This window comes from Meiothermus sp. (assembly GCF_025056915.1).
Classification (GTDB): Bacteria; Deinococcota; Deinococci; order Deinococcales; family Thermaceae; genus Meiothermus.
In genome coordinates this window covers 1-26,401 of record NZ_JANWVH010000004.1, presented here as the reverse complement: position 1 = coordinate 26,401, position 26,401 = coordinate 1, and the positions used below count along the sequence as shown (strand labels likewise).

Here is a 26,401-nt window from a genome sequence, read left to right as displayed (position 1 = left end):
GAGGGCACAAGAACCGGCGAGAACCGACCCGGGTACACCGTTCCCCCGCAGCTACTGGCTGGAAATCATCTCTGGCCCAGGTTGGGCATGGTGGGGCAGCCGAACCCTCGCCGGGCTTGGGAAGCCCTGAAGGCTTTTTTGCGCAACGTTTTGCCGCACGGTGTAACTCTTAAGGCTCGGCCAGAGCTGCACTGGGCCGGGCCTGCCATATGGCCAGCGCTGAAATCGTGGCCAGTGCGGCCAAAAGCCAGAGCGCCGGATTGTAGTTGCCCGAGAGGCCGTGCAGGGCGCCCGTGGCAAACGGAGCAATGGTCTGGGCCACGGCCACAATAGAGGTCATGCTGCCGTTGATGGTGCCGTAGTGCTTGGCCCCATAAATTTCGGCCAGCAGGGCGGGTTTGGCCAGGGAGATGGAACCATTGGCCAGACCAAAAAACAGCACGAAGGCCCCGAGGCCCAGGCCCGGCGGCAAAAAAAGCAGGCTGAGCAAGCCCAGGGCGTAGCCCCCCAGAAAAGCGCCGCTCAGGTGAAAGAGCGAGACCCGCTCGCTGAGCGGGGTGTACAGGATTCGGCCTGCTAGCTGCACCACCCCTACCCCCCCGGCAGCCAGGGCTACCAGGGCCGGGCTGTAGCCTTTTTCGGTCAGCAGGGGCACCAGGTGGGCCGTGAGGGCAATGCTGGTGGCCCTGGAGAGGGCAAACCCGAGCGAAAGCCACCAGAACGTGGGTTGGCGCAGGGCTTCTTTGGCACGGGTGCTGGGTTCTTGGGCCGGGTTGCGAAAAGGTATTGCAGATTCCTCGCCGTCCGGTACCTGCCCGATGTCTTCTGGGCGACGGCGCAGAACCAGGGCATGCAGAGGAATGGTGCTCACGGCCAGGATGAGGGCCAGAATCTCCAGTGCCCCGCGCCAGCCTGCAAGCTGCACCAGCCAGGTACTGAGCGGTACAAAAATGGTGCTGGCCAACCCCGCCGTCAGGGTCACGACCAGCATGGCCCTGGGGCGGTAGCGGCGAAACCAGACCGCCAGCACGGCAAAGGCCACCTCGTAAAGCACCATTGCCATGGCCAACCCCAGCCCCGCCCAGAGCAGGTAAAACGCGGTCAGGCTTTGCACCTGGGCCCAGCCCCAGACCAGCAGGGCTCCCCAGATGGAACCTGCGGTCATGAGGGCGCGGGCCCCGTGCCGGTCGAACCAGCGCCCCACCGGAATGGCCGCCAGACCTGAGACCAGCAGGGCCAGCGAGAAGGCCGCCGAGGTTTCGGTGCGGCTCCAGCCCAGCTCGGCCTCCATGGGCCCCACAAAAACCCCAAAGGTGTAGTACAGGACACCAAAACCAACGGTCTGGGTGATGGCCAAGGCCCAGGCGATGCGCCAGCCATAGTAGGAGGCAGTAGGGGAGGGGTGGGCCATAGGGGCTCGAGGGCCAGGAGTTTTCAGGGTGAGGATTTGCGAGGGAAGGTTGTTTGGCGGAAGCGGCTCGAGTTCCCTCTCAGACCACAAGCGCGGATGCTGGCCGGGTCGCAGAGCTTTTGGCTACTCGAGCCTGAGCATCATGGCTGTGGCGGTATCGGGACAGGCGCCCCGGAGTTCCTCGGAGGCCTCGAGGGCCGCAGGCAGTTCCGAGCGCGGCACCGGCACAAAGCCAAAGCGGGGGAAATAATTCTGGGCGGTCTCGGTCAGAAGCGAAAGCGAGGTCAGGTTTTTCTGCTGGGCCAGTTCAATGATGCCTTCGGTCAGCTTGGCACCAATGCCGTGGGTGCGATAGCCCGGTGCCACCACCACGGAGCGCAGCAGACCGCAATCCTGATGCACTTCCAGGCCCGCACACCCCACCACCTGTTCGCCATCGAGGGCCAGAATAAAGTTCAGGACGTGGGCCTCGAGGCCTGCTTTGGGCAGATGGGCCTCGTCCAGAAGGGTTGTGATGTCCGGTATATCGCCCGAAGTAGCGGTGCAGTACGTAATCATGATTCCTCCAGCTTACCCTTATCGCGCGTTTCACAGACGTGGCCGCCCACGAAAACGAGAATGCATCTGGGCCGAGACGCATGTTTTCGAGTTTCCAGGCCGCCACTGTTCGGTTCAGAACCAGGCTTTCTTGAACTCGAATGGTTCCTAATATTGTGAAGAGCGCTCTAGCAGGATGCCGGTAGGCTCGTGGCAAAAAGCGCTCGGTTGTGGTTTTGGCAAACGCTGTGAAAAGCACCGCCTAATCCTTGAACAGATTGTCGAAGGCCTGCGGGCTGCCATCCTTGCGCTTCAGGCGGAAGAGGTCGTTTTTGAGCTCGAGCTGGCCCTCCTTCAGCAGCGCCTCGAGGGTGCGCTGGAGCTCGGCTTTGGAAAGGCTTTCACCCTCCTCGTCCAGCCAGCGCACAATGTCTTTCTCGCTGGCAAAACGCAAACTCTCGATGGCCTTGAGAACCCAGCCCCGGGTGTCCATACCTGAATATACCGTGTGCACGGGCGAAATCATGAGAATCAATCTCTTGGATGGGGTTAATCTTCCATTTGTCCACCCCCTTGTCGCACAATAGAAGCGTGGACCCCTTCCGGGAATACCAGGACTATGTCATGGCGCACCGGCTGCGCGCAGCCCTGGACTTTTATCCCGGTAAACTCTACTCGCTGAGCGATTATGCCACCCTGCGCCTGCGGCGCAGTGAGCTGGTGCGCAGGCTGGTGGGCCGTCAGGGCGACCCGGCCCTGCTTTCCCGCATCGAACAGATCACCGACGACCTCAACTATGGGTTCTGGTCGAATCCGGGTTTGCTCAGGGCTTTCCTGCGGCGGCTTTCGCCCGTGCAGTATCCGGTGCTCTGTAGCCCCGAGGGGTTCGAAACCCTGCTCTCCAGCACCGAGCGCCTCCGCCTTAAAAAGCCGGGGCTGGCCGGGCGGTATTACCTGGGGTGGCTTCGCTTGCCGGACCTGCTCGATGATCCCGTGCAGTTTGAGCAGGCCATGCTCGAGCAGGAGCACCTGGCCGAGCAGCTGGGGCTGTTTTTGGATGAGTTTCACAAGGTGGCGGGGTAGGCAATCACCACCCCGTAGCCGCTTTGGAGCTCCACCTCCACCAACCCCAAAGCCACATTGGAAAGGGTGCGGGTGCTGCCCAGGGGCACCTCGGCGCCCTCGAGGGGCCAGCGAACGCCGCGCAGGCTCAGGCCCCCAAAACCGCCCAGCGGCAACAAACTCAGCTTGCTGCCGCGCGGCAGCTCCAGTTGCAGGCTGCCCGGCAGCAGGGGGTAGGCCTCCTCGAGCCCCGAGCTGAGCAGGGTGGGAATGCCCTGCCGCACCAGCCGGATGCCCAGCAACAGGTGGGCCAGGGTTTGGTCGGTCTGGCCGCCCATGGCCCCCACCAGAATCAGCCGGTCGGCCCCCCGGGCCAGGGCCGCCTGAACGGCCAGCTCTCCATCGGTATAGTCCTTGCCCACCGGATGTTCTTCGCGCGGCACGTGGGCATAGGCTTGCTGGAGCTCCGCCGAGGCCGAGTCGAAGTCTCCCACCCAGAGCTCGGCCTGCAGCCCCAGCAATGCAGCGTGTCGCATGCCGCCATCCGCCGCGATAACCCGGCTTCCGGCGACCTGAGCCAGAAGCCGCCCTGTGGGGAGGGCCGAACCGCTGAGCAGAATGGTGAAGGGGTGCATCGGGGGAGGGGGTGCGTTCTAAGTTTGGATGCTCGAGGAGGCGTCCACCGGAGGCCGGGCTTCGGCCTTGGGGCCATCTTCCAACGGCACCACCCTGGACCAGTCTACCCTCACATGGGTGGTGTCGCCGGGATAGAGCCCCGGCTCCGGCCCCTCGAGGTAGAGCTTCTGGCCCCGCCAGAGCAGTTCCAGGGCTACCGTAAAGCCCTTGAAAATGCGCTCCTGTACCCTGGCCTCCTCTCCCTCCCCCAGCGTGAGGGCCTCCTGGGGCAGCAGGTGGGGGCGGGCGGGCAGGCCCATCTGTCGGCTCTGCTCAGCGCTGAGGATGTTGTGGTGGCCCAGAAAGGTGGCCACCCAGGGATTCTTGGGGCGGTTGAAAAGCTCTTCGGGTGCGCCCTGCTGCACGATGGCGCCCTCGCGCAGAATGGTCACCTGTTGGGCAAGCACAAAGGCTTCGGACTGGTCATGCGTGACCACGATGGAGGGCACGGCTGTCTGACGCAAAATGGCTCGCAGCTCCAGCAGCAACTCCTGGCGCAGCTTCAGATCCAGCGCACCCAGAGGCTCGTCCAGCAGCAGCGCTCGAGGCCGGTGCGCCAGGGCCCGGGCCAGGGCGACCCGCTGGCGCTCGCCGCCCGAGAGCAGCTCGGGGCGCTTGCGGGCGTGCGGGGTCAGGTGGGTCAGGTCCAGCAACTCGGCCACCCGCTCCCGGATTCCGACCTCGTTCCACCGGGCTTCGCGCAGGCCAAAGGCGATGTTCTCGGAAACCGAAAGGTGGGGGAATAGAGCGTAGTCCTGAAATACAAACCCGATCCGGCGGGCCTCGGGCGCGAGGGGGGTGAGTTCGGTCTCGTGCAGCCAGACCTGACCGGCCTCCGGCACTTCCAGGCCCGCCACCAGCCGCAGCAGGGTGCTCTTGCCGCTGCCCGAGGGGCCCAGCAGCGCCAGGGTTTGCCCGGGTCGAACCTCGAGCGAGACCGAAAGTGAAAAACCAGGATAGGTCTTGCGCAGACCGCACAGGCGCAGCATGGCCTTAGCCTACAGCACTCCCCGAAGCACCAGCAGTCATTCAAAGCGCAAAGCCGAAGACCTGACCGGAAGACTCGGCGAATGTGCGCCTCGAGCCTTTGGTCTATCGCGCGCTTCACAGACGTGGCCGCCCACAAACACGAGAAGGGACAAGTGTCTGCGTTGCGTCTGGGCCGAGAGGCATGTTTTCGAGTTTCCAGGCCGCCACTGTTCTCTTGAGAACCAGGCTTTCTTGAACTCGAATGGCTCGCAATATGTGAAGAGCGCTCTATTGAAGCGGCAGCCACACGCTGAACTTTGCGCCACGTCCCTCCTGCGACTCCACCCAGATGCGCCCCTGGTGGGCCTCTACGATGGCCTTGGAGATGTAAAGCCCCAGACCCGTACCCACAATGCCCCTCGAGATGGCGCTCCGGGTGCGGCCATACCGGCTGAAGAGCAGGCCCTGTTCCTCCAGCGGGATGCCGGGGCCGGTGTCCTCGACCTCGAGCAACACCCCCCCATGGGGCCTGGCCCGCAGCCAGACAGTGCCTCGCCTGGGGCAGAACTTGAAGGCGTTGGAGAGCAGGTTGCCCACCACCTGCTCGATGCGCTCCGGATCGGCCTCGAGGATGGGTAGGGGGTCGAACTCGCACACGAAGTGAATCTGGCTGAGCTTGGCCACCCCGGCAAAGCTACGGGCGGTCTGGGCCAGGGTCGTCTGTAAATCGATGGGCTGTCGGCTGATGCTAAACCGACCGGCTTCCAGGCGGGAGGTGTCGAGCAGGTTGTTGACCATGTCCTTCAACCGAAGACTGCTGTGCTGGATGTTTTCTAAATACTCCCTGAACTCTGAAGGACTGTAATTGTCGTCCAGCAGCAACTCGCAAAAACCCAGAATAGAGGCCAAAGGGGTTTTGAGCTCGTGGGAGACCGCTGCGATAAACTCCGATTTGAGGCGCTCGGCTTCCCGCTCGGTGGTCACATCCCGAAAAAGAATCAGTGCCGTATCTGACTGCATCGGGACAATGCGGGCCTCAAAGTCCCGGCCCTCCAGGTTGAGCTCCATGACGCAGGTTGGCTCGCCGTTGAGTACCGCTTGAATTGCCTCTTGAAGCTGGCGGGTTACGGCGGGGGTAAACAGCTCACCCAGCGTGGTTCCCAGGAAGCGATCCATGGGCAGGTGGTGGTGGCTGCTCCCCGCTTTGTACTCCCGGATGTTGCCTTCCGTATCGACGAGCATCAAGTCGTCGGGAATTGCTTCCAGAATGGTGCGAATACGTTGTTCTCGCCGATACTCCAGAATGCTTTCTTGCATTGCTGACATCATACCCAGCAACCCTTGAAAGAATTACGAAGGTGTACTTCCCATCCTGAGGCCGCCAAACCTTTACTTGACTATAAATCACATCGCTATTTTTGTTTCAAAGGCCCTGCAAGGGAGCGGCTATCACCAATAAAGAAAGGCATTGGTCGTGAGAGGCGAACAATACACGGTCGTGAAAATACCCATACACGCCCACAGATTCCAAAGAGGGATAGCCCTCAAGTCCCTCCCTACCGCGTAGGGAGGGTTGGGGAGGGTTTATGCCAAGGCCACACGATTGCATGAAGGGCCAGGTCAGCACCCCCCCTGGCCTCCCCTACGCGGTAGGGGAGGAACGGAGTGAGTCCAGGTCAGGGTTGCCTTGATTCGCTCACCGTGCGGGTGTACAGCATTGGTGCACGTGTGGCCGTTGCCCGGCCCCAAAGCTCGGCAGGCCTTTGCCCTACATCGCTCCCGGTAGGCTGCTGGGCCGGTGTTGCCTGTGAACACGTATGATGGATTCGATGCTGATTGAGGCCCAGGCCATTTCCAAACGCTACGGGCGCGACTGGGTGCTGCGCGACCTGGATTTCCGACTGGCCCCGCGCGAAACGGTGGCCCTGGTTGGGCCCAATGGTGCGGGCAAGACCACCTTGCTGCGGGTGCTGGCCGGGCTGGTTCGACCGACCCAGGGCTCCCTCAGGCGGGATGGCAGGGTGGGCTTTCTGGCCAACCCCCCCGCTTTTCACCGGCATTTCAGCGGAGCTGAAAATCTACATTATGCCCTGCGGCTGGATGGGCAGGCAGCCAGCCGGGCCCTGGTTCGGCAGGCCCTGGAACAGGTTGGGCTGCCCCACGACAAGCCCGTGCTGAGCTACAGCAGCGGCATGAAAAAGCGCCTGGCCATGGCCCGGTTGCGCCTGCAAAATCCGGACATCTGGCTGCTGGACGAACCCGAGGCCGCCCTGGACTCAGAGGGTCGGGGCCTGCTGGAAGACCTGGTGAACTTTGCCAGGGCCTCGGGGGGGGTGGTAATCGCCACCCACGACAAAAGCTGGCTTGCCCTGGTCGACCGGGTGGTTGAGCTCAGGCCCACTTAATTTCTCTCATGCCACAAAACCCCGCTGTATGGTGGGGCTTAATGGGGCAGGGCAGGGCTACTGTTTGGGTTTGCTGGCAATTTCAGCTTTGTAGGCCAGAAGCTGCCCCTGACGGGCAAAGTTGATGGCCTCGCCCAGGATTCGGGCTGTTTCGGCGGGTGCATGGAAGCCCATGGAGTTCTCGGCGTTGATGTAGTCGGTGCGCCACTGGGCTTTGCGGTGTAGCTGACGAGCTTGGGCCAGGGCCTCATCGCTCGCGCCGGCAGCTTTGGCGGCTTCGATGGCCTGGATCAAGTCTACGGTGGCAATCTCGGCCTCGTCCAGAAGCTTCTTGGTGCGATCCTGGATGATGTCCACCCGGGCTTTCATCTCCTCCTCAGAGGCGTTGTGGCAGGTCTGGCAGGCCCTGGCCACGTTCAGCAGGGGACTGCGCACCTGGTGGTCGGAAACCTTGACCGCCCCCACCCGGGTATAGGGCATATGGCAGTCGGCGCAGGCCACTCCGGCCCGGGCGTGGATACCCTGGGCCCACAGCTCAAATTCGGGGTGTTGGGCCTTGAGCATTTGGGTGCCTGTGAGCTTGTGCTCCCAGTCTTTCCAGTTCACCTGGTCGTAGTGCTGTTCGATCTGCTCGACCTTTAGACCGTTGTGCCAGGGGTAGGTAAGGGTCTTGTTGGGCGGGGCGAAATGGTACTCGACATGGCACTGGGCGCAGATCATCGAGCGCATTTCCTGGCGGGTGGCCTCGGTATTGGGGTCATAGGGCTTGGCCTGGTTGCCCTTGCGCCAGCGTTCGATGCTGGGCAGGAAGGGGACGGGTTCTTTGGACCTGGCCAGGTTTTGAATCCCGGTGATGAAGGCCGGGCGGGTGATGGTGACGGCCATGGTCTTGGCGTCGTGGCAGTCCACGCAGCCCACCGGGTGCTGTACGAGCTGGGTGGCCTCGGCATAGGGCATGGGATTAATCACTTCAAAGCCCTTGAAGATGGCCTCCATGCGGTGATTTTCGTCGTCGGGCACCCCGGCCTTTACCCCTGCAGCCTGGAAGACGGTGGCCACGCTGGCGTGGCAATTGAGGCAGGCACCGGGCTGCTTGAACTGCTTGACCCGCTCGGTGTTGCGCTGGTCAATCAGCATGTAGGCATGGCCACGCCGCTCACGGTAATCGGTGCCAAAGGGCATCCCGTTGAAGAGAATTTTCAGGCGGGGGTTTTCCTCGAGCTTCGAGGTAGGGAAGTCCTCCGAGCCCCCGTAGCGGGTGCGCTCGTTGTCGGCGGTTTTGAGCCAGGTGTCGTACTGATGCGGGAAGTTTTTACCCCAAAGGGCCGAGTCCTCGGTTTTGTTGGTAATTTCCACCACCCGGAAGGAGGTTTGCCTGGCCTCGGCCTGGCGGGTGTTGATGTTCCCCAGCAGGGTCAGAATGCCAAAGGTGCCCAGCGCAGCGATGATGGCCACTGCAACGCTGATCCATAACCATCGTCTATTCATGTTTCCCCCTAGTGGCCGTGTCCTACCCCACGGTGGCAATGCACACAGCCGTACTTGCCTTCAGCGTCTCTTTGAAGGTTGGCGTGTGCGTCCTGGAAAGCGGTCTGGGCTTCCAACACGCCCCCAATCAGATTGCGGTGGCAGCCTACGCAGTTGTGTTCCAACACGGCTGCGCTGCGTGCGCTAATGCGAATGGGCTCGTGGAAATCTTGCAGGGTGAAGGCCCTCGAGTGGTTCCAGCCGTGCTCGATCTTGGTCAGGTATTTGCCCACAAAGTCGTGGGGCACGTGGCAATCCACACACACCGCTACGTGGTGGTGGCTGGCCTTCTGCCAGCTGTCGTAGACCTCGCGCATGATGTGGCAGTTCACACAGACTTTGGGATCGTTGGAGAGATAGGAAAGGGCTTGGGCATGGTTGGCAGTGTAGCTTCCGGCCCCGGCCATCACCCCCAGCAGGAGTGCGTTCAGCAGTACCATGCCACCACCGGTTAGCCAGTTTCGCATAGTGGGCCCTCCACGCTCATGGCCACCTTCTCGCCCAGAACTAAAAGAATTGCAACATCCCTACATACTCAAAATCCATGACTTAAGTCAAACTGCACGGATGGGCAATAGAAGCAGGTTTAGTCATGGTGAATCACAACTCCGCAGCGGCGATTTCACGTAGCCTGGGCTAGCTTCTGCAACGCCATTGGATTGGTAATGCGGATGCGGCGCTTATTCATTTCAACCCAGCCCTGCTGGGAGAAGTGGCCCAGTTTGCGGCTTACCGGCTCAGGGGTGGTGCCTACTATGGCGGCTATTTCCGGGTTGGTGGGCAGCTTGAAGCTGTGGCCATAGATCCGTGCCATGGAGAGCAGATACTCGGCCAGCCTCGAGTCCACCTCGCGGAACACCATGCGGTCCAGCACCTGCACAATCTGGCCGGTGTGCTGGGCGGTTGCTCGCAAGAGGTTGTAGCACAGGGTGTGGTCTTGTTGCACTAAGCGGAAAAATGAGGCCCCGGACACGGCCAGAATGCGGCTGGGCTCGCCAGCCTCCGCAGAGGCCGGATACCGAGGGTTTCCCAGAAAAAGCGCCACGGCAGCCACGCACTGACCCGGCCCCGCCAGGTTCATCACCACCTGCTTACGACCCCTGGGGTCATGGCGAAAGACTTTGATGAGACCCTGAGCCACCAGATAAAGCCGCTCCACTGGGTCGCCTTGCAAGAAAAGCGTCTGGCCCCTGGTAAGCTCGAGCCACTCGGACGCTGGGGTCAGCGATGCCAGCCTGTCGGGCGAAACGCCCTGAAACAGGGGGCACCGGGCCAGCACCTCTATAGGCTTGAGTTCGGATAGCTGCATGGTTTCTGTAGGGTAGCGTTTATCAAGGGCGGCATTTGTCCCCGTCTGACCCGCCCACCCCACCCTTTACGTCCTGCACCCAAACCGATACCCTGAGCCCTGTGCAGCGGATTTTCTGGCTGGCCTGGCGCGATCTGATACTGGAGTTTCGGGGTCGCACCGGCATCTTGTCGGCGGTGTTTTTCCTGGCGGTGATGCTCTTTATCCTGGCCATGGCCTTTGGCCCCAACCCCCAGGACCTGCAAAAGGCGGCGCCGGGAGTGCTGTGGGTCGCCCTGGCCTTTGCGGGCAGCTTGCTGGCCGGACGGGCTTTTGGCCTCGAGGTTGAGGATGGCACCCTCGACGACCTGCTTCTGACTCCGGGCAGCCGCGAGTGGATCTACTTCGGCAAGCTGCTCTTTCAGTTTGCCCTCTTGCTGGTGGTGGGGCTGGCCCTGCTGTTCCTCACCGCGGGCCTCTTCTACCTGCCCGTGCAAAATGCGGGCTGGTATCTTTTGGTCTTGCTTCTGGGTTCGCTGGGGTATGCCGCCATCTCCACCTTTTACGCCGGAATGCTGGCCCGCCTGCGGGGGCGGGAGGTGCTCTTGCCCCTTCTGCTCTTTCCTCTGGTAATCCCCGTAGTGCTGGCTGCGGTGCGGTTCACCCAGGGCCTGGCCGAGGGCGTTCCGGTGGCCGAGCTTTCGGACTGGTTGCGGTTGCTTTTGGTTTTCGACATCATTTATGTGACCGTTTGTGCGATGGTCTTTCCGTATATGTTAGAAGGCTAGAAAGAGTCTACCTTTCTGTGTGTTTATGGCTTTTGGTCCCTCGCTTGAACGTCAAGACGACAATCAACTAGGGTAAATGCCCAACAAAAACACAGCTTTGAAACGTATCATAGTAAGTGTGATAGTAGCACCAAAAACCTTGAGCAACTTGAGCGAAGTTTTTTTCTGGGTCATTGAGAATCAGGATGAGCTGGTAGAGCTCTCAGGAAAGTTGAGCAACCTGATAGTCTCGATTCTCGAAGAGGGAGGCTCAATTCACAAAGTGATCCGAAGAATCGGTCAGTCTTTGATATGGTTCAGCTCGTCAGGCAAAAAGGTTCTGGGCAACTTGGAAGATTTGCGTGCCTCACCAGACTTTTCTCAATCCCTTTCAATCGTTGCCCTTGGGTTTACGGGTATCTCAGCAAGCATGCTAGTGGCACAGTTTCTAGCACAGGCGCAGCGCCTGAATGCAATCCAAAAGGAGCTGAGAAAGATCCAAATCAAAATTGACAACTTGCAAGAATCGAAACTAAAGGCGGCCTTAGATTACCTAAGGCAAGCCGAAGCTGCGCAAGGTTCCAGGCGCGTTGAATATTTTTGGGAAGCGATTCGTCGAGCAAGAGATGTTGGTCACTTTTATAGCGCTTTGGCGTTAGATGCCTCAATACATGAGCAAAATCCAGTGCTTTTGCAATTTTATGCGCGAAAATATTTCCTGGCGTTATTTGTAGAAATCTCAGGACTGATCAACAATAATGAGCTTGCTGATGCGCGAGTTCGTATCGATTCTGAAGAACACACACTCAAACATTTAGCGCATTTGATTTACGACCTAACGCTAAGGGATCGTTTGGACGAATATTTGGCCCCGGAACTGGTTTCCTCGGCGCCGCTGACACAACTTGAGGAGGTTTACAGTCAAGCAGCTCTACTTGGCTGCTTGGAGGATGGCCACAACTTTGATATTCGGTTGTTCATAGATCGGAATCGAATGGTGATATTCAATAGCAATCCCGTAAGCAGACTGAAGCCGGGCTATATTAGATTCAAACGCACTGCAAAAGATTACTTAACCATCGCTCAAACTACTTTTGAAGAAATCAATCGAATTCTCTCCTGGCGTGAAACAGTATCGAAATTCATCGATAACAACATAAATGCAATAGAACTTCGGCAAAGAGTAGAGCATGAGAAGCGCAAGCTTTCTGAGAATCCCTCCGATTATATGATCTACGGTTTCTAGACCAAAAAAACCGTCTGACCTAGAACCAAACCACTTGGCGCCAGACTCTTCCTGGCAGTGCGGAGTAGTCTGATAAGTAATAGACCCCATAACAAAAATTCAAGGCGTCACGACTTAAAAGTAAAAAAATAGAGTTGTCTCAAAGCGGGTAAGGTTCGGATGTAATCTGAAATACGACGCATCATCCCGCATCGGTTAAGAATAAGAGAGAAGAAGGAGAGACGCTAAATGCAACTTGCAAGCTCCAATCAAACCAGCCGTCTCGATGGGCTGACCCTGGGCATTTTGAGCCTGGGCGTGGTGGGCGCAGGGGTGGGGTTTTTCATGGCCATGACCGCGCCGCCAGACCAGAGCCAGGGTTTTGTGGCGCGGATTTTTCACCTGCACGTGCCCATGGCCTGGATGGCCTATCTGGCCAGCTTTGCGGCGCTGGGCTACTCGGTGGCCTACCTGGTGCGCCGCAAACCCCACCACGACCGGGTAGCCGCCGCTACTGTGGAAGTGGGGCTTATCTTCATGGCCCTGGCCCTGCTGACCGGGATGCTCTGGGCCCGGCCTACCTGGGGGGTGTACTGGGACTGGGAGCCCCGCCTGACCACCACCGCCATTCTGTTTGCCATCTATGTGGGGTACGTGGTGGTGCGGGGGGCCATCGAAGACCCCGAGCTGCGGGCCAAAGCTGCCGCAGGGGTGGCCATTCTGGGCTCTATTAATGTGCCCATCAGCTATATGTCCGTGCGGTGGTGGCGCAGCCTGCACCAGACCCAGTCCATTGACCTCACCACCGGAAAAATCAACGTGGATGCGGCCATCCTGATTCCCATGCTGGTCAATCTGGCGGCCTTCACGCTGCTTTTTATCGGTTTGGTGCGGCTGCGGAGCATCATTGCGGCCCGCGAGGCGGCCCGAGAAGAGGTGTAAGATGCCCGAGAACCCCTTGTGGAACCCGGCCAACCCGTTTGTGGTCTGGACTTTTGTGGCCGTTTATGCATCGGTGTTTGGCTATCTGGGTTATCTCATCTGGCGCTACCGACGCACTAAATAGAGCCTCGAGGTACACATGAAACCCAAATACATCGTTGGACTGCTGGTGGTGGCAGGGGCCCTGGCCTACCTGATTTTTGGCGGCCTGGGCCAGAACCTGGTTTACTTCATCACCCCCAGCGAATACTTTCAGCAGATAGACCGCTACCAGAACCGTCCGGTGCGCCTGGGGGGGCTGGTCAAGCAGGGGTCGCTGGACTACAACCCCCAAACCCTGGAGCTGCGCTTTGTGGTCACCGATGGGGTCAAGGAGATTCCCGTCCGCTCCTCGGGCACGACCCCTCCGGCCCTCTTCGGTGAAAACCGGGGGGTGGTGGTGGAAGGCCGCTTCCAGGGCGAGACCTTTGTAAGCCAGAACCTGCTGGTCAAGCACTCCGAAACCTACCAGGCCCCCAAAGAGGGCTGGACGCCCGAACAGGTGCGCAAGCTCATCGAGGAGACCCAGTGACGGCGCGGAGGTTTGCATGACGCCGGGGCTGCTGGGGGGCATTGCCCTCATTGCAGCTCTGATTTTTTCGGTGCTGGGCCTGGTGCTGGCGGTGCTGGCCTACACCCTGCGGGACGGGCGCTACCTCGAGGCCGCCCGGCGCCTCTCGACCCTCGGCCTGATGGCGGCGTTGGTGAGCTTCGGGGCCCTCGAGTGGGCCATTCTGACCGACGACTTCAGCGTCTCTTACGTGGCCAACCACAGCTCGGCCCACAACCCCCTGTGGGTCAAGCTGGTGACCCCCTGGGCGGCGCTCGAGGGCTCCATCCTGCTGTGGGCCCTGCTCCAGACCGCCTACACCTGGCTGGTGAGCCTGCGGGCGGGCCAGAGCCTGGACGTCTGGCGGGCCCCGGTGGCGCTGGGGACGCTGTTTGCGGTACAGGTCTTCTTCTTCGCGGTGATGGTCTTCGTGGCCCACCCCTTCGACGCCGTGCCCAACCCACCCCCCGATGGCCGGGGCACCAATCCACTCCTGCAAAACCACTGGATGATGGCCGTTCACCCGGTCTTGATGTACCTGGGGTTTGTGGGCCTTTCGGTGCCCTTTGCCTATGCGGTGGCGGCCATGGTGGCCAAGCGTTTCCAGAGCTGGATTTTCGAGACCCGCTGGTGGACCCTGGTGGCCTGGGGCTTCCTGACCGCCGCCATCTTTACCGGCAAATGGTGGAGCTACGAGATTCTGGGCTGGGGGGGCTACTGGGCCTGGGACCCCGTCGAGAACGCCTCCATCATCCCCTGGCTGCTGGCTACGGCCTTCCTGCACACCGCCCAGGTGCAAGAGCGCAAGGGGTTGTTCAAGGGCTGGAACTTTGCCTTCATCACCCTGGCCTTTGCCGCCACGGTGTTCGGCACCTTCCTGACCCGCTCGGGGGTGATCCAGTCGGTGCACGCCTTTGCCAGCGGGCCGGTGGGGGCCTGGTTCCTGCTGTTTTTGCTGGGCGTGATGGCCGTGGGGCTGGGGCTTTTGGCCCGGGTCTCTGCCGAGGTGCGTGAAGCCGGCGAGGTGCGCTGGATTAGCCGCGAGGGGGCCTTGCTGGCCGGGGCTTTGTTCTTCGGCACCTTTGCCTTTGTGGTGGTGCTGGGCACCTTGTGGCCGCTGGTAGTGGAAATTGTAAGTGGGGCCAAGGTCTCGGTGGGGGCCCCCTTCTTCAACCAGATTTCCATTCCCCTGGGCATCTTCATGCTGCTTCTGATGGGCATCGGGCCGGTTCTGCCCTGGCGCAATACCAGCGCCCAGGTGGTGCGGAACCTGGCCGCCATGCTCATCGCCCTGGGGGTGGGCACCCTGCTGGGCTTTGGGCTGGGCCTGACCCTGGGGGTTTCGTTCGCGATTGGGCTTTTCGCCTACAACCTGACGGCCATCTGGCTGATGGTGGCCCAGGGCGTGCGCGAGCGGGCCCGCTCCCTGGGCATCTCGGCGGGGCAAGCCCTGGTGGAGCTGGCCTCGAGCCACAAGCGCCGCTTCGGCTCGCACATCGTGCACTTTGGCATTGCCCTGGCCGCCCTGACCATCGCCTTCAGCCAGACCTACCGGGTCACCGAGCAAAAGACCCTCCAGGTTGGCGAGACCTGGCAGACCCGGGGGATGGAGGTGCGCTTGCTCTCGATTGGCGTCAGGGAAGAGTCCAACCGCTTTGCCGCCATTGCCCCCATCGAGGTGCGCTCGACCAGCCGGGAAGGCTGGGGCTCGGATGGCCGCTACCAGACCCGGCTCAACTTCTACCCTCAGATGAGCGCCCCGCTGGCCACGCCGGTGGTTAAGTATTCGCTTTACAACGACTACTACTTCGTGTTGATGCAGTTCGACCAGGAGAAAGGCCAGTGGGCGACCCTCAAGGTCATCGTGACCCCTATGGTCTGGTGGCTGTGGGTGTCGGGCCTGATTATCGTACTGGGCACGTTGTACATTCTCTGGCCGGGCGGGGCCCGGGTGCCGAGCCGCCAGATGGCCCCCACGGCAGGGGACTAAGGGGTGGCGGGTGCTTAGGTTCTGGCCAGTCTGGGTGTTGCTGTTGGGGGGGCTTTTTTACTGGGGGATGCAGCGCCCCAACCCCAACGAGCTTAAGTCGGTGCTGGTGGGCAAACCGGCCCCCAGTTTCAGCCTGCCCCTGCTGGAGCCCTACCGCGCCCGGTATGGCCCCGAGATGGGGGTCAAGGAGGGCCTGGGCAAGCCCGTTTTGCTCAACATCTGGGCCAGCTGGTGCATTCCCTGCCGCACCGAGGCCCCGCTCTTGGAGCGCTTTCACCGGCAGTACCAAGACCAGGTGCTGATTCTGGGGGTCAACGTGCAGGACAGGGAGAGCGAGGCTTTGAAGTTTGTGCGGCAGTACGGCCTGACCTTTCCCAGCGTTTACGATGGCCGGGGCCGCATCGGCATCGAGTACGGCTACTACGGCGTACCCGAGACCTTCGTGATTGACCGCAACGGCACCGTGCTGGCCCGCCACGCCGGCGAGCTGAGCGAGGCTCAGTTGCAGGGGTATCTGAGGCAGGTGTTGCAGTGAGGGGCAGCAGGTGGCTGGTTCTGGTTTTGGGCCTCTGGCTTTGGGCTATCTCCCTGGCCCAGCCCACCCCCAACACCCCGCCCCCCGACTTCTCCCCCAGGGTCTTTGAAATTGCCCGTGAGCTGCGCTGCCCGGTCTGCCAGGGGGAGTCGGCGGCGGAGTCCAATGCGGGCATTGCGGTAGAGATGCGGCGGATTATCGCCGAGCAGCTGGCCCAGGGCAGAAGCGAGGCCGAGATTCGGCAGTTTTTTGTGGAGCGCTACGGCGACTGGATTCTGTACGAACCGCCCGCCCGGGGCCTGACCCTGTGGGTCTGGCTCTCGCCCCTGCTGGGCCTGGGCTTGCTGGGCTATGGCCTCTGGCGCTACCTGGCACGGACTCGAGCCCGCGCCCAGACCGCCATGGCCGAGGTCTCCGAGGAGGAAATCGCCCGCCTCGAGGCCGAGCTTTCGAGAAAACCATGATACTGGCTTACCTTTTTCTTGCCCTGCTTCTGCTGCTGGCCCTGGCCTATGCCCTCCTGCCCTTCTTTCGCCAGGCCCAGCCCTTTCCCGAAAGCCCGCGCCCGGAGGAGCTGCGGGCCGAGCTGGGGGTGCTCAAATCGCTGGCCCAGGAAGCCGAAGGGGAGGAGCGCAAGCGCCTCTTGGCCCAGGCGGTGCGGCTCGAGCGTCAGCTGGCCGAGCTGGGGGAAAACCCCGTACCCCCACCCCGCCGCCTGAGCCCGGTCACGCTGGGGGCTGTCGCGCTGAGCCTGGTCGCCCTGGGGGTGGGGCTTTGGGCCTACACGGTGCCCAGGCTGCCCGGCGAGACCATCATCACCAGCCGCAACGAGGCCCGCGAGCTGGGCAACCTACAGCGCCGGGCCGAGCAGAGCGGCCAGGCTGCCGACTGGCTGGCCTACGCCGACAAGGCCTACGAGCTGCAAGACTTTGAGCGGGCGGTGCAGGGTTACCTGAAGGTGGTTGAGCTCGAGCCCCGCAACCCCCGTGCGGTGCGGCGCATTGGCGTGCTGCTCTTCATGAGCGGGCGGCCCCAGGAAGGGGTGCAGGCCCTCGAGCTGGCCGTGCGGGCCGAGCCCGATGTAGCAGAGGGCTGGTTGTTCCTGGGCAACGCCTACTTTCAACTGGGCCGCCCTGCCGAGGCCATTGTGGCCTGGGAGGGCTACCTGAAGGCCGGAGGCGAGGCCCGGCAGCAGGTGCTGAACCTGATTCAGACCGCCAAAGAGCAGCAGACCGCTACCTCCAGAGGTCGGCAGGTGTACCTGGCCCACTGCGCGGCCTGTCACGGCGCCCAGGCCCAGGGAGGCACCGGCCCCCGCTTGCAGGGCAACCCCATCCGAAAAGTGCCGGAGGCTCTGCGGGAAATCATCCTCAAGGGCCGGGGTCAGATGCCGGCGATTCCCCTCAGCGAGGCCGATTTGCAGGCTTTGCTGCCATACCTGGGGGGGTTGTAGGGGCATGAATGAGCCCAACCTGCACAACCTTCGTCGCATCAGCCGGCGCGACCTGGTCTGGATAATCCCCAGCGCCATCACGGCAGGCTTTTTCGGCTGGCTGGCCTGGCGCACCTACTCCATCCACTTCACCAAAACCGGGGTCGCCGAGCCGGTCTGGCGCGAGGGGCCCAGGGTGCAGGCGGCGGTGCTGGGCGAGCTGGAGGCCCACTGGCAGTTCAAATACTTCGAGTACCGCTACAACGACAGCCCCCTCAAAGCGGTGGTGTTTCGCCTCTCGGAGCCGGTGGTGGGGGGGCTTACCGTGGGGGAGGCCCACTTCCTGGCCCTCTCACGCATCTGCACCCACCAGGGGTGTGTGGTCAACTACGTGGACAACCCGGAGCTGGGCTCCATTGCCTACAACTACCGCACCGACCACCCCTTTTTGGGCTGCCCCTGCCACTTTGGCGCCTACGAGCCCTTACAGGGGGGTAAAGCCGTTTACGGCCCGCCGCGTTTTCCCCTGCCCCGGCTGCGCCTCGAGGAGGAAAACGGCGTTCTGTACGCGACCGGCTACGAAATACCCTTCCGGCCCCTCGAGCCGGGCTAGCCCGGCCTGACCCGCACGAACCGGTCTTTGCCTCGCTGAAGCACCAGCGGCTGGGCGAAAGTAATTTCCATCTTGGGGTCGGTCAGCACCGTACCGTCGAGCCGCAAGCCTTTTTGCTCGATTAGCCGCCGGGCCTCGCCGTTGGAGGCGGTCAGGCCGGCCAGGGTGAAGAGCCTGGCCACGGCAATTTTGCCCCCGTGCAGCTCACCGAGGGGCACAGAAACCTCCGGCATCTCGTCGGGGATGCCCCCGTGGGCGATTTCGTAGTAGCGGGCTTCGGCATGCTGCACCACAGGGTTCTGGCCGCCCTGGTCCTGTCCGAAGGCCTCCCAGTGGTAGCCCAGCGATTCGTACAGGTTCTTGTCTATGCGTGAAGGAATCAGGCTTTGGGCATAAGCCCCGGTCAGGAGCCGCGCCAGCACCCGGTGGGCCCCCACCGGCCCGCCTTTTTCCAGCACGGCTTTAATTTCGTCCGGGTTCAGGTCGGTGCAGAGTTCGAAGTAGGTGGGCAGGTAGGGGTCTTCAACCTTCATCAGCTTGCGGAAGATTTCGCTGGGCTCCTCGGTGATGCCGATGTAGTTGTCGTAGCTTTTGGACATCTTCTGCCCGTCGCCCCCTACCAAGAGCGGCATGATGAAGGCCACCTGCTTTTCCAGGCCATAAGCGGCCTGCACCTCGCGCCCGACCAGCAGGTTGAATTTCTGGTCGGTGCCGCCCATCTCCACGTCGCAGGCGATGGGCACCGAGTCGTAGCCCTGGGCAAAGGGGTAGAGGAACTCGTGAATGGAGATGGGCACGCCCTCGGTGTAGCGCTTCTTGAAGTCTTCGCGCTCGAGCATCTGGGCCACGGTCAGCAGCGAGGCCAGCTTGATGACCTCCTTGAAGCTCAGGTGTTCCAGCCACTCGGAGTTGTAGCGCAGCTCAAAGCGGGCGGGGTCGTTGGTGAGGAGGATTTTACCCACCTGCTCCACGTAGCTTTTAGCGTTGGCGCGGGTTTCCTCCAGGGTGAGGGGTGGGCGGGTTTTGGAGCGGCCCGAGGGGTCGCCAATCATGGCGGTAAAGTCGCCGATGATGAGGACCACCTTATGGCCCAGCTCCTGGAACTGCCGCATTTTGCGCAGCACCACCGCATGGCCGATGTGAATGTCGGGCCGGGTGGGGTCGAGCCCCAGTTTGACCACCAGCTTTTTCCCCGATTGCAGCTTTTTGAGCAGGTCTTCCTCGGGGATAATCTCCACCGCCCCGATTCGCAAGAGCTCGAGCGTTGCTTCCGCCGTCATGCCCCCAAGTATACTGATTTCCACAGGTTTCTTCGGACCTTTGCGGAAGGCGCTTCAGGGCCTGCAACACTTATCCAGGTGGCTGGGCAACCCAAAATGCAGTTTGCTCAATCTTCCATCCCTCAGAACGGCTTTTGTTCCCTGCACCGGGCTTCGCAACCAGGAGGGGAAAAGGCGCAGTAGATACGACAGGGTGGCCCCCGTCACCGAACCGGACTTGCTTTATACTTGGGGGGTGCGAACCCTTTTATTCCTGGCCCTGATTGCAGGTGGGGTGTACTTTTACGCCGAGCGATTTGGTCTGGCCATCGGCTACGCGCCTTTTACGCCGGTTTACTACTGGAACTACACCGGCGAAACCCGCAACCAGATTCGGGCCACCGGCATTCGGGCTTTCATTAAGGTGACCGTAAGCGGCGATTTGCGCCAGGGGCATTTCGAGGTCGAGGTTCGGCGCACGGGCCAGAGCAGCCCCGGCCTGATCAAGCGCTACCAGGGGCGCTTTGCCGAGGAAATTCGCTACCCCGCCGATGCCAACCTGTACGATGTGGTGTTCCGTTTCAAGGATGCGCGGGGTCAGGTGCGTATGGACTGGGTAGCGGCTCGCAACGAATTCTGAGGGTCTAGGCATAGCCGCCGCACATATGCTAGACTTGTGAGCGGTTTGCCTCGAGGCTGCCTTTTTTCGTCGCAGCCCATCCATGGCAATTGTGGAGAACTATGGCACAGAAAAAAACCGCTCGCAACCCCTCGGCCATCAAGCGCCACCGTCAGTCGCTCAAGCGTCGCGCCCGCAACAAAGCCAAGATGTCCACCATCAAGACCATCAGCAAGAAGGCCGTAGCCCTGGCCAAGGAAGGCAACGCGACCGAGGCCACCCGGGTTATGCGCTACGCCGAAAGCCTGATTGACAAAGCGGCCAAAGGCTCAACCCTACACAAGAATGCGGCCAGCCGCCGGAAGTCGCGCCTGATGAGCAAGGTTCACCAGCTTCTGGCTGGAGCCAAAGCCTAGGAGTCGAGCATGGGAAAAGGTGATCGTCGCACCCGCCGTGGAAAAATTTTCCGCGGAACCCACGGCAAATACCGTCCCCGCAAGAAGTAAGCACCGCTTCAGGGCAAGCCGGAGGAATCCCCCCGGCTTTTTTTGCGCCTCCTGGCCCGTTTGGACTTGGTTCGGCCAACCCCAGCGAGATTCGCTCTGCTCGCCATCTTGAAGGGGGCTGGGTTTTGCTTTGTGCGCAGGGAGGACATGCCCTCGCTTGGTCGCGGTGGGGTGGAGGTCTATTCCAGCGACCGCTTATCGCGCTCTTTACAGACGTGGCCGCCCACCAAAACGAGAATGCGCCTGGGCCGAGGCGCATGTTTTCGCGGCCCCTGTTCTGTTCAGAACCAGGCTTTCTCGAACTCGAGTGGCTCATCATATGTGAAGAGCGCTCTGGGTTGGAAAACAGAAGCGCGGGGAAGCCTGTGCCATTGGACCTGGCTTGCTCTTGGAATGGTGCGCGCCCAACTCAGGGCCGCAGACGGCCTTGATGGTGGTTCCAGGCCTGCTTGGCGGCCTCGAGGGCCTCGGTAAGCTGGGCCTCGAGGTGCTTGCGGTAGCGGGCAGGTGCCCGGCCTCCTTCGGCCTCGAAGGCTGACAGGTAATTCAGGGTAAAACTCAGATCGCCAACCTGTCCAAAAATCTCCTGAAGGGCCTTCACGGGGTCGCTGTCTCGCTCGAGCCACTCCAGCGCATAGCGCAACCGCCGCAGCGCCCGACGCAGAGCGTGCAGGTGCTCGAGGCTGTCTTCGTTACGCCACGCCTGGGCCCGGCGCTCGACCTGTTGCACAAAGCGTGGAAGCCGGGACTCGGCCTCTTTTGGGTCGAGCGGGGGCAAAACGGAGAGGCCCTGCAAAAGACCGGCCAGCCGGGGGGATTCCAGCAGGGGAACGAAGGCCTGGCGGGCCTCTTTGAGTCGAAGCTCACCCCAGGTTTGAAAAGCCCTGGGCAGGTGGGGGTGTTGCAGCAAGACTTCCAAATCGCGCACCTGGCCCGCTGCTCGCACCAACCAGGCCAGGTCGTCCTCGAGCACGCGCATTCCGGCCAGCCGCAGCCACACCCGCAAGCGGCGTACCGCCACCCGCACCTGATGCACACCCTCGGGGTCGTGGCCTGCTCGGGCCATGGGCAGATGGTCGAGCAGGTGCTGGAGCCAGGGTTTCAGACCGATGGCCGACATGAGACCAGCCTAGCATCCAGCACTTTCGGCGGCCATGACTTTGGGATGACACCGCTTTCGCCCATATGCCACTGCCCCCTGGCCTTCCTGTTCGTGCATCGGCTCCAACCAACGGCTTCGCTTGGTTCCAGACTCACCCCCCCCACTGGGCCATCAGCACCCTTCCATGTCGCCCGATACGCCGGTGCGGAGCCGGGCATTCCCAGCCTTGCATCATCCCGACCGCTCGTGTGGGCCAGTGCTCTTGCAAGACACCCTGCAAGAGTGTCCTTCTCCTGCCTGCCCGATTTTTGGACGCACAACCCGGCGCGTTGGTTTATCTTTGGGGTGTTATGGCGATTCAGCTTGGAGACTCACTGCCCAATGTCACCGTTTACAACACCTCGGCGGAAGCCGTCTCGCTGGCACAACTGGTGCAGAACAAGCCTGCTGTGCTGTTGTTCTTCCCGGCGGCCCACACCCGTGTTTGCGAGAAGGAGCTGTGTACCTTTCGCGACGGCCTGGCCGAGTATAACCAACTGGGGGTAGAGGTTTATGGCCTCAGCGTGGACACCCCCTGGACCCTGGGGGCCTACGCCAGGGCGCTTGGGCTGGCGTTTCCGCTGCTATCCGACTACAACCGGGAAGCCACCCGCGCTTTTGGGCTCGAGATCAGCCTGCGCGGCCTGCCGGGCTTTTCGCAACGGGCCGCCTACGTGGTGGACGCTACGGGCCGCATTGCCTGGGCCTGGGTGGCCGAGGTGCCGGCCCAGGAACCCCCGTACGAAGAGGTGGTCGCTGCGGTCAAGGCGTTGTCCGTGTGACCTGGGGGGCCAGGTTTTTGCGGTACGTGGCCGTCCAGAGCACGCTTTGCTGGTGCGGCTTCCGCAAAAACCCCGCGGCTTTTCAGGCGTTCGTTCGGCGGCTTCACAGCCCATCCAGACTTACGGTAGCCCACCTGCCATACACCCCAGGCGCGGTCTGGTATTCGGCCATGGTGGGCGCACCCCCAGCTTTAGTTACAGGAGCTCGAGCCTGGGCCACCCCAGCAGCAAGTCCTGCTCGGTGAGGGCTTCGCCTTCGGCTTCCGGCGTCCAGGCGATGTAGGCGGCCAGGGTGTTGGTTGCACTCGAGGAGGCCAGGGCCATCAGGGCCTGCCGTGCTCCCTCACGCCGCAGAGGGGTGGGCACAGGCGGCAGGCTTCCGCTCACCGCCAGCAGCAGCGTGACCAGAATGTAGCGACCATCGGGCTCGGCTTTGGGCTGGTAGCCGGCCTGCACAACCTCCCTGCCCTCAAAGTGCCGGTAGGTCTCCACAAACTCCGAGCGGGTCTCGGTCATCCAGGCATCGAACTGCCCCTCGGCTTTCTGGAGGCTGCCGGTCCACACCTCATACATCCCAAACCGCCAGCCCGCCTGATCCCGCAACAACAGCACTGCGGCGTTGTCCATCAGGTCGGCCAGACCCCGCACGCTCTCGGTATCGGCGGCCTCGGCGATGTGGCGCAGGCTGGCCTGCATCGCTGGGGTGAACAGGGTGGCCAGCCGGAGCCGGGCTACCGTGCTCTCGGGCTCCCCGGCCAAAGCGCCGTCGGTTCCGGCCCTTTGCAGTCCCCGAATCATGGAAAAGCTCACCAGAAGGATGCCTCCAATAAAGAGCAGGGCCACCAGGTCGAACCCATAGCCGGTGCCCGGATTGATGTAGATGGGCGGGCGGGTGCTGGGGTAGGTGGGATAACCCGGTGGAAAGTAGTCGCGGGGGTAGGTGGGGTAGGAGGGGTAGCTCCGGGGGGTTGGGAGGGGCAGGGAAGGCGAGGGCGAGGGATTGACCCTGGGAATGGAGGGGGAGCGGGGTGCCGAGAATCCACCCCGGCCTCCCACGCCGCCGCCGCTGCGCTGGGCCAGGGCGGAATTCAAACCCGGCCAGGCCGTGCGCATCCCCGCGGTCTCGGCAGGCAAGGGGGCCAGCGCCCACAGCAGCAGCAATACCCAAAGCCCGGCAAATCTCATCAGTATCAGCATACGTTATTGTGTCGAAGGTTCTCATTGCTATTTCTAGAATCACTAAACTTGATAATGATAGACTCATTCAGGCACGTTGTGCTTCTCAACCACACCTCCGGCTAGAAGAGTTCCAGGTTGTAAACTTGCCTAACAGATGGGGAATCCCGATGAGCGAACGAACCGATAAGCCCAATACTCACCTTCCCGATACCCTGCCGGTTTGCCCGGTGCGGGGCTCGGTGATTTATCCGAGTATGGTCATGCCGATTGATGCAGGCCGTCCGATCTCGATTCGGGCCATTGATGCCGCGGTGGCCCAGGAGCGGGTCATCCTGATTGTGAGCCAGCGCGACAAGGAAGTCGAGGAGCCCGGCGCCGACGACCTGTATGAGGTGGGCACGGCCTGCAATGTCCTGCGTATGCGCAAAAACGCCGACGGCTCGGTGCAGATGCTGGTGCAGGCCTTTGCCCGGGTACAGGTTCAGGCGTACCGTCGGGCCGATGGCTACCTCGAGGCCCGCGTGGTGCGGTTGCCCGAGGTGGAGGGCAAGCCCACCGAGGTGCGGGCCCTGTTCCGCGAGGTTAAGGAACGTTTTGAGAACCTGCTGAAGGAGGGCAAATACCTCTCGCCGGAGGCGGCCCAGTTCGTAATGAACCTCGAGGACCCCTCCCAGCTGGCCGACTACATCGCCTTCCACCTCGAGTTCAAACTGGAGGACAAGCAGCAAATCCTGGCGACCCCCTCGGTGGTGGATCGCCTCAAGCGCATCGCCATCCTGCTGGACGCGGAGCTCGACCTGATCGAGACCCAGCGCCGCATCCAGCAGCAGGTCAAGGAGGAAATCGACAAGAACCAGCGGGAGTTCTACCTGCGCGAGCAGATGAAGGCCATCCAGCGCGAGCTGCACGGTGAAGAGGGCGAGATGGAGGTGGAGGAGTTCCGCGAGAAAATTGCGGCCCTCAAGCTCCCCCAGGCCGTGTTGAGCGAGGTGGAGCGGGAACTATCGCGCTTTGCCCGGATGCACCCCGACTCCGCCGAGGCCAGCGTGGTGCGCACCTACCTGGACTGGATTACCAACCTTCCCTGGAATACCCGCACCGAAGACCAGATTGACCTCAAGGAGGCCAAGCGAATCCTGGATGAGGATCACTACGGCCTGGAAAAGGTCAAGGATCGGGTGCTGGAGTACCTGGCGGTTCGCAAGCTCAAGCTGGAGCGACAGAAAAATGGCGAGATTCCCCTCGAGGAGGTCTCCAAGGGGCCCATCCTGCTTTTTGTAGGGCCGCCGGGGGTGGGCAAGACCTCCATTGCCAAGTCCATCGCCAAGAGCCTGGGCCGCAAGTACCACCGCATCTCGCTGGGAGGGGCCCGCGACGAGTCCGACATCCGCGGACACCGCCGCACCTACATTGGGGCCATGCCGGGCCGCATCATCCAGGGGATGCGCCAGGCCGGCAGTAAGAACCCCGTCATTTTGCTGGACGAAGTAGACAAGCTGGGTGCCTCCTACCAGGGCGACCCCGCCGCGGCCTTGCTCGAGCTTCTCGACCCCGCGCAGAACAAGGAGTTCACCGACCACTACCTGGGTGTGCCCTTCGACATGAGCGAGGTGCTCTTCATCTGCACGGCCAATTTCCCCGAGAACATTCCGGGGCCGCTGTTTGACCGCATGGAGCTGATTGAGTTTACCAGCTACATCGAGCAGGAAAAGCTCGAGATTGCCAAGCGCTACCTGTTGCCCCGCCAGCTTGCGGAAAACGGCCTGAAGGAGAAGCAGGTGGTGGTCAGCGAAGCGGCCTTGATGCGCCTGATTACCCACTACACCCGCGAGGCCGGGGTGCGCAACCTCGAGCGGGAGATTGGGGCTTTGTTGCGCAAGTCGGCCCGGGCCATCCTGGAACATGGCAAAAAGCGTGTTCGCATCACCGATAGCGACCTGGAAAAATACCTGGGCCCGGCCCGCTTCCAGCCCGAGTCCGAGGCCCGAACCCCGCAGGTAGGGGTCGCAACCGGCATGTTCTACACCCCGGTGGGGGGCGACATCATGTTCATTGAAGTCTCGGCCATGCCGGGCAAGGGCAACCTGATCCTGACCGGGCAGCTCGGTGAAGTGATGAAAGAGTCGGCGCGGGCGGCGCTTTCGTATGCCAAGAAGAACGCCCAGCGCTTTGGGATTGCCCTCGAAAAGTTCGATAACTCCGATGTGCACATCCACGTGCCGGCGGGCGCGGTGCCCAAGGAAGGCCCCTCGGCGGGGATTGCCATCACCGCCGCCCTGGTCTCGGCTCTGGCCGAGGTGCCGGTGCGGAACGACGTTTCCATGACCGGCGAAATTACCCTCACCGGGCGGGTGCTGCCCATTGGAGGGGTCAAGGAAAAGGTGTTGGGGGCGCGCCGGGCGGGCATCCGCGAGGTGATTCTGCCGAAGCAGAACCAACCCGACCTCTCGGACATTCCAGCCTACTTGCGCCAGAACCTTTCCTTCCACTTTGCCGAGACCCTGGACGAGGCCCTGGACTGGGCGCTGGTCGGGGGCATGGCGGCCCTCGAGCGCCGAACCGTTGCCGCCCCACCCAAGAAGGTTCGCCGAAGCAAGGTGCAGCCTGTGGCCAGGGCCTGAGCTGCGCCAGGGTCAGCTGGTCATCCAGCGCATGGGGGATGCTCGGGGGGATTGAAGGAGTGCAATTCCCACAGGAGTTGGCATCCTTTGTGCTGACATTCCAATCGTGGAGACGCTTATTCGGGATGCACGCCGACCAGAGCTGGCTCCAGAACCAGCTCCGAATACCTCAATGTTTTCGACATCGGCGCAGTCAATGGCTTATTTAGGGCGCTCTTCACAGATTGTGCGCCACTCGAGTTCGAGAAAACCTGGTTCTGAACAGAACAGTGGCGGCCTGGAAACTCGAAAACATGCGTCTTGGCCCAGACGCAACGCAGAAACTTG

The 26,401-nt window shown here is 61.8% G+C and carries 30 protein-coding genes; 17 read left to right on the top strand and 13 right to left on the bottom strand.

From position 1 onward, the window contains the following. Positions 1–169: 169 nt before the first annotated feature. From NZN28_RS01375 to NZN28_RS01365, 3 genes are all read right to left on the bottom strand, one after another. Positions 170–1,411 carry an MFS transporter gene (locus NZN28_RS01375; RefSeq protein WP_295394928.1) on the bottom strand — a complete coding sequence of 414 codons (1,242 nt, stop codon included), beginning with the start codon at positions 1,409–1,411 and terminating at the stop codon, positions 170–172. A 123-nt stretch (positions 1,412–1,534) separates the two neighbouring features. Next, complete coding sequence (arsN2, locus tag NZN28_RS01370) at positions 1,535–1,969, bottom strand: arsenic resistance N-acetyltransferase ArsN2 (protein ID WP_295394927.1); 435 nt, start codon at positions 1,967–1,969, stop codon at positions 1,535–1,537. A gap of 241 nt (positions 1,970–2,210) precedes the next feature. Beyond that, positions 2,211–2,441 (bottom strand): hypothetical protein, encoded by a 231-nt coding sequence (locus NZN28_RS01365; RefSeq protein WP_295394998.1) that lies wholly within the window; start codon positions 2,439–2,441, stop codon positions 2,211–2,213. Between the two features lie 98 nt (positions 2,442–2,539). On the opposite strand from NZN28_RS01365, the gene NZN28_RS01360 reads away from it, so the two are divergent. Then, on the top strand, positions 2,540–3,031 hold the full coding sequence (locus NZN28_RS01360; protein WP_295394925.1) for a hypothetical protein: 492 nt from the start codon (positions 2,540–2,542) through the stop codon (positions 3,029–3,031). Here NZN28_RS01360 and NZN28_RS01355 read toward each other — a convergent pair. The 3 genes from NZN28_RS01355 to NZN28_RS01345 all read right to left on the bottom strand — a co-directional run bounded on the left by NZN28_RS01355 (position 3,013) and on the right by NZN28_RS01345 (position 5,971). Continuing rightward, the gene (locus NZN28_RS01355) at positions 3,013–3,645 is read right to left on the bottom strand and encodes a thiamine diphosphokinase (RefSeq protein ID WP_295394924.1); all 633 of its coding nucleotides are present in this window, start codon (positions 3,643–3,645) and stop codon (positions 3,013–3,015) included. The genes NZN28_RS01360 and NZN28_RS01355 overlap by 19 nt on opposite strands. Positions 3,646–3,663: 18 nt before the next feature. Further along, the gene (locus NZN28_RS01350) at positions 3,664–4,674 is read right to left on the bottom strand and encodes an ABC transporter ATP-binding protein (RefSeq protein ID WP_295394922.1); all 1,011 of its coding nucleotides are present in this window, start codon (positions 4,672–4,674) and stop codon (positions 3,664–3,666) included. Positions 4,675–4,942: 268 nt separating this feature from the next. Beyond that, on the bottom strand, positions 4,943–5,971 hold the full coding sequence (locus NZN28_RS01345) for a cell wall metabolism sensor histidine kinase WalK (RefSeq protein ID WP_295394921.1): 1,029 nt from the start codon (positions 5,969–5,971) through the stop codon (positions 4,943–4,945). Between the two features lie 512 nt (positions 5,972–6,483). On the opposite strand from NZN28_RS01345, the gene NZN28_RS01340 reads away from it, so the two are divergent. Beyond that, complete coding sequence (locus tag NZN28_RS01340) at positions 6,484–7,059, top strand: ABC transporter ATP-binding protein (protein ID WP_295394920.1); 576 nt, start codon at positions 6,484–6,486, stop codon at positions 7,057–7,059. Positions 7,060–7,116: 57 nt separating this feature from the next. Here NZN28_RS01340 and NZN28_RS01335 read toward each other — a convergent pair whose 3' ends face one another. The 3 genes from NZN28_RS01335 to NZN28_RS01325 form a co-directional block, all read right to left on the bottom strand. Beyond that, the gene (locus tag NZN28_RS01335; protein ID WP_295394919.1) at positions 7,117–8,547 is read right to left on the bottom strand and encodes an ammonia-forming cytochrome c nitrite reductase subunit c552; all 1,431 of its coding nucleotides are present in this window, start codon (positions 8,545–8,547) and stop codon (positions 7,117–7,119) included. 8 nt (positions 8,548–8,555) lie between these two features. Continuing rightward, a complete protein-coding gene (gene nrfH / locus NZN28_RS01330; RefSeq protein WP_295394917.1) occupies positions 8,556–9,053 on the bottom strand; it encodes a cytochrome c nitrite reductase small subunit in 498 nt (165 codons plus the stop codon). A gap of 155 nt (positions 9,054–9,208) precedes the next feature. Next, on the bottom strand, positions 9,209–9,895 hold the full coding sequence (locus NZN28_RS01325; RefSeq protein ID WP_295394915.1) for a Crp/Fnr family transcriptional regulator: 687 nt from the start codon (positions 9,893–9,895) through the stop codon (positions 9,209–9,211). Positions 9,896–9,996: 101 nt separating this feature from the next. Between NZN28_RS01325 and NZN28_RS01320 the strand changes: the two genes are divergently transcribed. The 10 genes from NZN28_RS01320 (at position 9,997) to NZN28_RS01275 (ending at position 17,967) form a co-directional block, all read left to right on the top strand. Continuing rightward, complete coding sequence (locus NZN28_RS01320) at positions 9,997–10,662, top strand: heme exporter protein CcmB (RefSeq protein ID WP_295394913.1); 666 nt, start codon at positions 9,997–9,999, stop codon at positions 10,660–10,662. Between the two features lie 76 nt (positions 10,663–10,738). After that, positions 10,739–11,887, top strand: coding sequence for a hypothetical protein (locus tag NZN28_RS01315; protein ID WP_295394910.1), 1,149 nt, complete (start codon positions 10,739–10,741; stop codon positions 11,885–11,887). 228 nt (positions 11,888–12,115) lie between these two features. Beyond that, complete coding sequence (gene ccsA / locus NZN28_RS01310) at positions 12,116–12,808, top strand: cytochrome c biogenesis protein CcsA (RefSeq protein ID WP_295394908.1); 693 nt, start codon at positions 12,116–12,118, stop codon at positions 12,806–12,808. Between the two features lies 1 nt (position 12,809). Continuing rightward, positions 12,810–12,932, top strand: coding sequence for a hypothetical protein (locus tag NZN28_RS01305; protein WP_295394906.1), 123 nt, complete (start codon positions 12,810–12,812; stop codon positions 12,930–12,932). 15 nt (positions 12,933–12,947) lie between these two features. Then, positions 12,948–13,379 (top strand): cytochrome c maturation protein CcmE, encoded by a 432-nt coding sequence (ccmE, locus tag NZN28_RS01300; protein ID WP_295394903.1) that lies wholly within the window; start codon positions 12,948–12,950, stop codon positions 13,377–13,379. 16 nt (positions 13,380–13,395) lie between these two features. Continuing rightward, positions 13,396–15,387, top strand: coding sequence for a cytochrome c-type biogenesis CcmF C-terminal domain-containing protein (locus NZN28_RS01295; protein WP_295394901.1), 1,992 nt, complete (start codon positions 13,396–13,398; stop codon positions 15,385–15,387). Positions 15,388–15,397: 10 nt separating this feature from the next. Further along, the gene (locus NZN28_RS01290; protein ID WP_295394899.1) at positions 15,398–15,922 is read left to right on the top strand and encodes a redoxin domain-containing protein; all 525 of its coding nucleotides are present in this window, start codon (positions 15,398–15,400) and stop codon (positions 15,920–15,922) included. Beyond that, positions 15,919–16,386, top strand: coding sequence for a cytochrome c-type biogenesis protein (locus tag NZN28_RS01285; RefSeq protein WP_295394898.1), 468 nt, complete (start codon positions 15,919–15,921; stop codon positions 16,384–16,386). The genes NZN28_RS01290 and NZN28_RS01285 overlap by 4 nt, the downstream gene beginning before the upstream one ends. Further along, positions 16,383–17,375, top strand: coding sequence for a c-type cytochrome (locus NZN28_RS01280; RefSeq protein ID WP_295394897.1), 993 nt, complete (start codon positions 16,383–16,385; stop codon positions 17,373–17,375). The genes NZN28_RS01285 and NZN28_RS01280 overlap by 4 nt, the downstream gene beginning before the upstream one ends. A gap of 4 nt (positions 17,376–17,379) precedes the next feature. Beyond that, entirely contained in the window at positions 17,380–17,967 is a 588-nt protein-coding gene (locus NZN28_RS01275; RefSeq protein WP_295394895.1) for a Rieske 2Fe-2S domain-containing protein, read from the top strand. Here NZN28_RS01275 and tyrS read toward each other — a convergent pair. Next, positions 17,964–19,247, bottom strand: a complete 1,284-nt coding sequence (tyrS, locus tag NZN28_RS01270; RefSeq protein ID WP_295394892.1) for a tyrosine--tRNA ligase — start codon at positions 19,245–19,247, stop codon at positions 17,964–17,966. The two genes, NZN28_RS01275 and tyrS, sit on opposite strands and share 4 nt — an antisense overlap. Before the next feature lie 235 nt (positions 19,248–19,482). Here tyrS and NZN28_RS01265 point away from each other — a divergent pair, with 235 nt between their 5' ends. From NZN28_RS01265 to NZN28_RS01255, 3 genes are all read left to right on the top strand, one after another. Continuing rightward, positions 19,483–19,866, top strand: coding sequence for a hypothetical protein (locus NZN28_RS01265; protein ID WP_295394889.1), 384 nt, complete (start codon positions 19,483–19,485; stop codon positions 19,864–19,866). Positions 19,867–19,967: 101 nt separating this feature from the next. Beyond that, on the top strand, positions 19,968–20,261 hold the full coding sequence (gene rpsT, locus NZN28_RS01260; protein ID WP_295394886.1) for a 30S ribosomal protein S20: 294 nt from the start codon (positions 19,968–19,970) through the stop codon (positions 20,259–20,261). A gap of 9 nt (positions 20,262–20,270) precedes the next feature. Continuing rightward, positions 20,271–20,351 carry a 30S ribosomal protein THX gene (locus NZN28_RS01255; protein WP_295394997.1) on the top strand — a complete coding sequence of 27 codons (81 nt, stop codon included), beginning with the start codon at positions 20,271–20,273 and terminating at the stop codon, positions 20,349–20,351. Between the two features lie 409 nt (positions 20,352–20,760). Here the strand turns inward: NZN28_RS01255 and NZN28_RS01250 are convergent, their stop codons facing one another. Then, the gene (locus tag NZN28_RS01250; protein WP_295394883.1) at positions 20,761–21,471 is read right to left on the bottom strand and encodes a CHAD domain-containing protein; all 711 of its coding nucleotides are present in this window, start codon (positions 21,469–21,471) and stop codon (positions 20,761–20,763) included. 332 nt (positions 21,472–21,803) lie between these two features. On the opposite strand from NZN28_RS01250, the gene NZN28_RS01245 reads away from it, so the two are divergent. Then, positions 21,804–22,274 carry a redoxin domain-containing protein gene (locus NZN28_RS01245; protein ID WP_295394880.1) on the top strand — a complete coding sequence of 157 codons (471 nt, stop codon included), beginning with the start codon at positions 21,804–21,806 and terminating at the stop codon, positions 22,272–22,274. Positions 22,275–22,469: 195 nt separating this feature from the next. Here NZN28_RS01245 and NZN28_RS01240 read toward each other — a convergent pair whose 3' ends face one another. Continuing rightward, on the bottom strand, positions 22,470–23,471 hold the full coding sequence (locus tag NZN28_RS01240) for a DUF1517 domain-containing protein (RefSeq protein ID WP_295394878.1): 1,002 nt from the start codon (positions 23,469–23,471) through the stop codon (positions 22,470–22,472). Positions 23,472–23,620: 149 nt separating this feature from the next. On the opposite strand from NZN28_RS01240, the gene lon reads away from it, so the two are divergent. Continuing rightward, entirely contained in the window at positions 23,621–26,074 is a 2,454-nt protein-coding gene (gene lon, locus NZN28_RS01235; RefSeq protein WP_295394876.1) for an endopeptidase La, read from the top strand. A gap of 116 nt (positions 26,075–26,190) precedes the next feature. Here lon and NZN28_RS01230 read toward each other — a convergent pair. Beyond that, the coding region (locus NZN28_RS01230) for a hypothetical protein (protein WP_295394874.1) at positions 26,191–26,401 on the bottom strand (211 nt) is incomplete at its 5' end.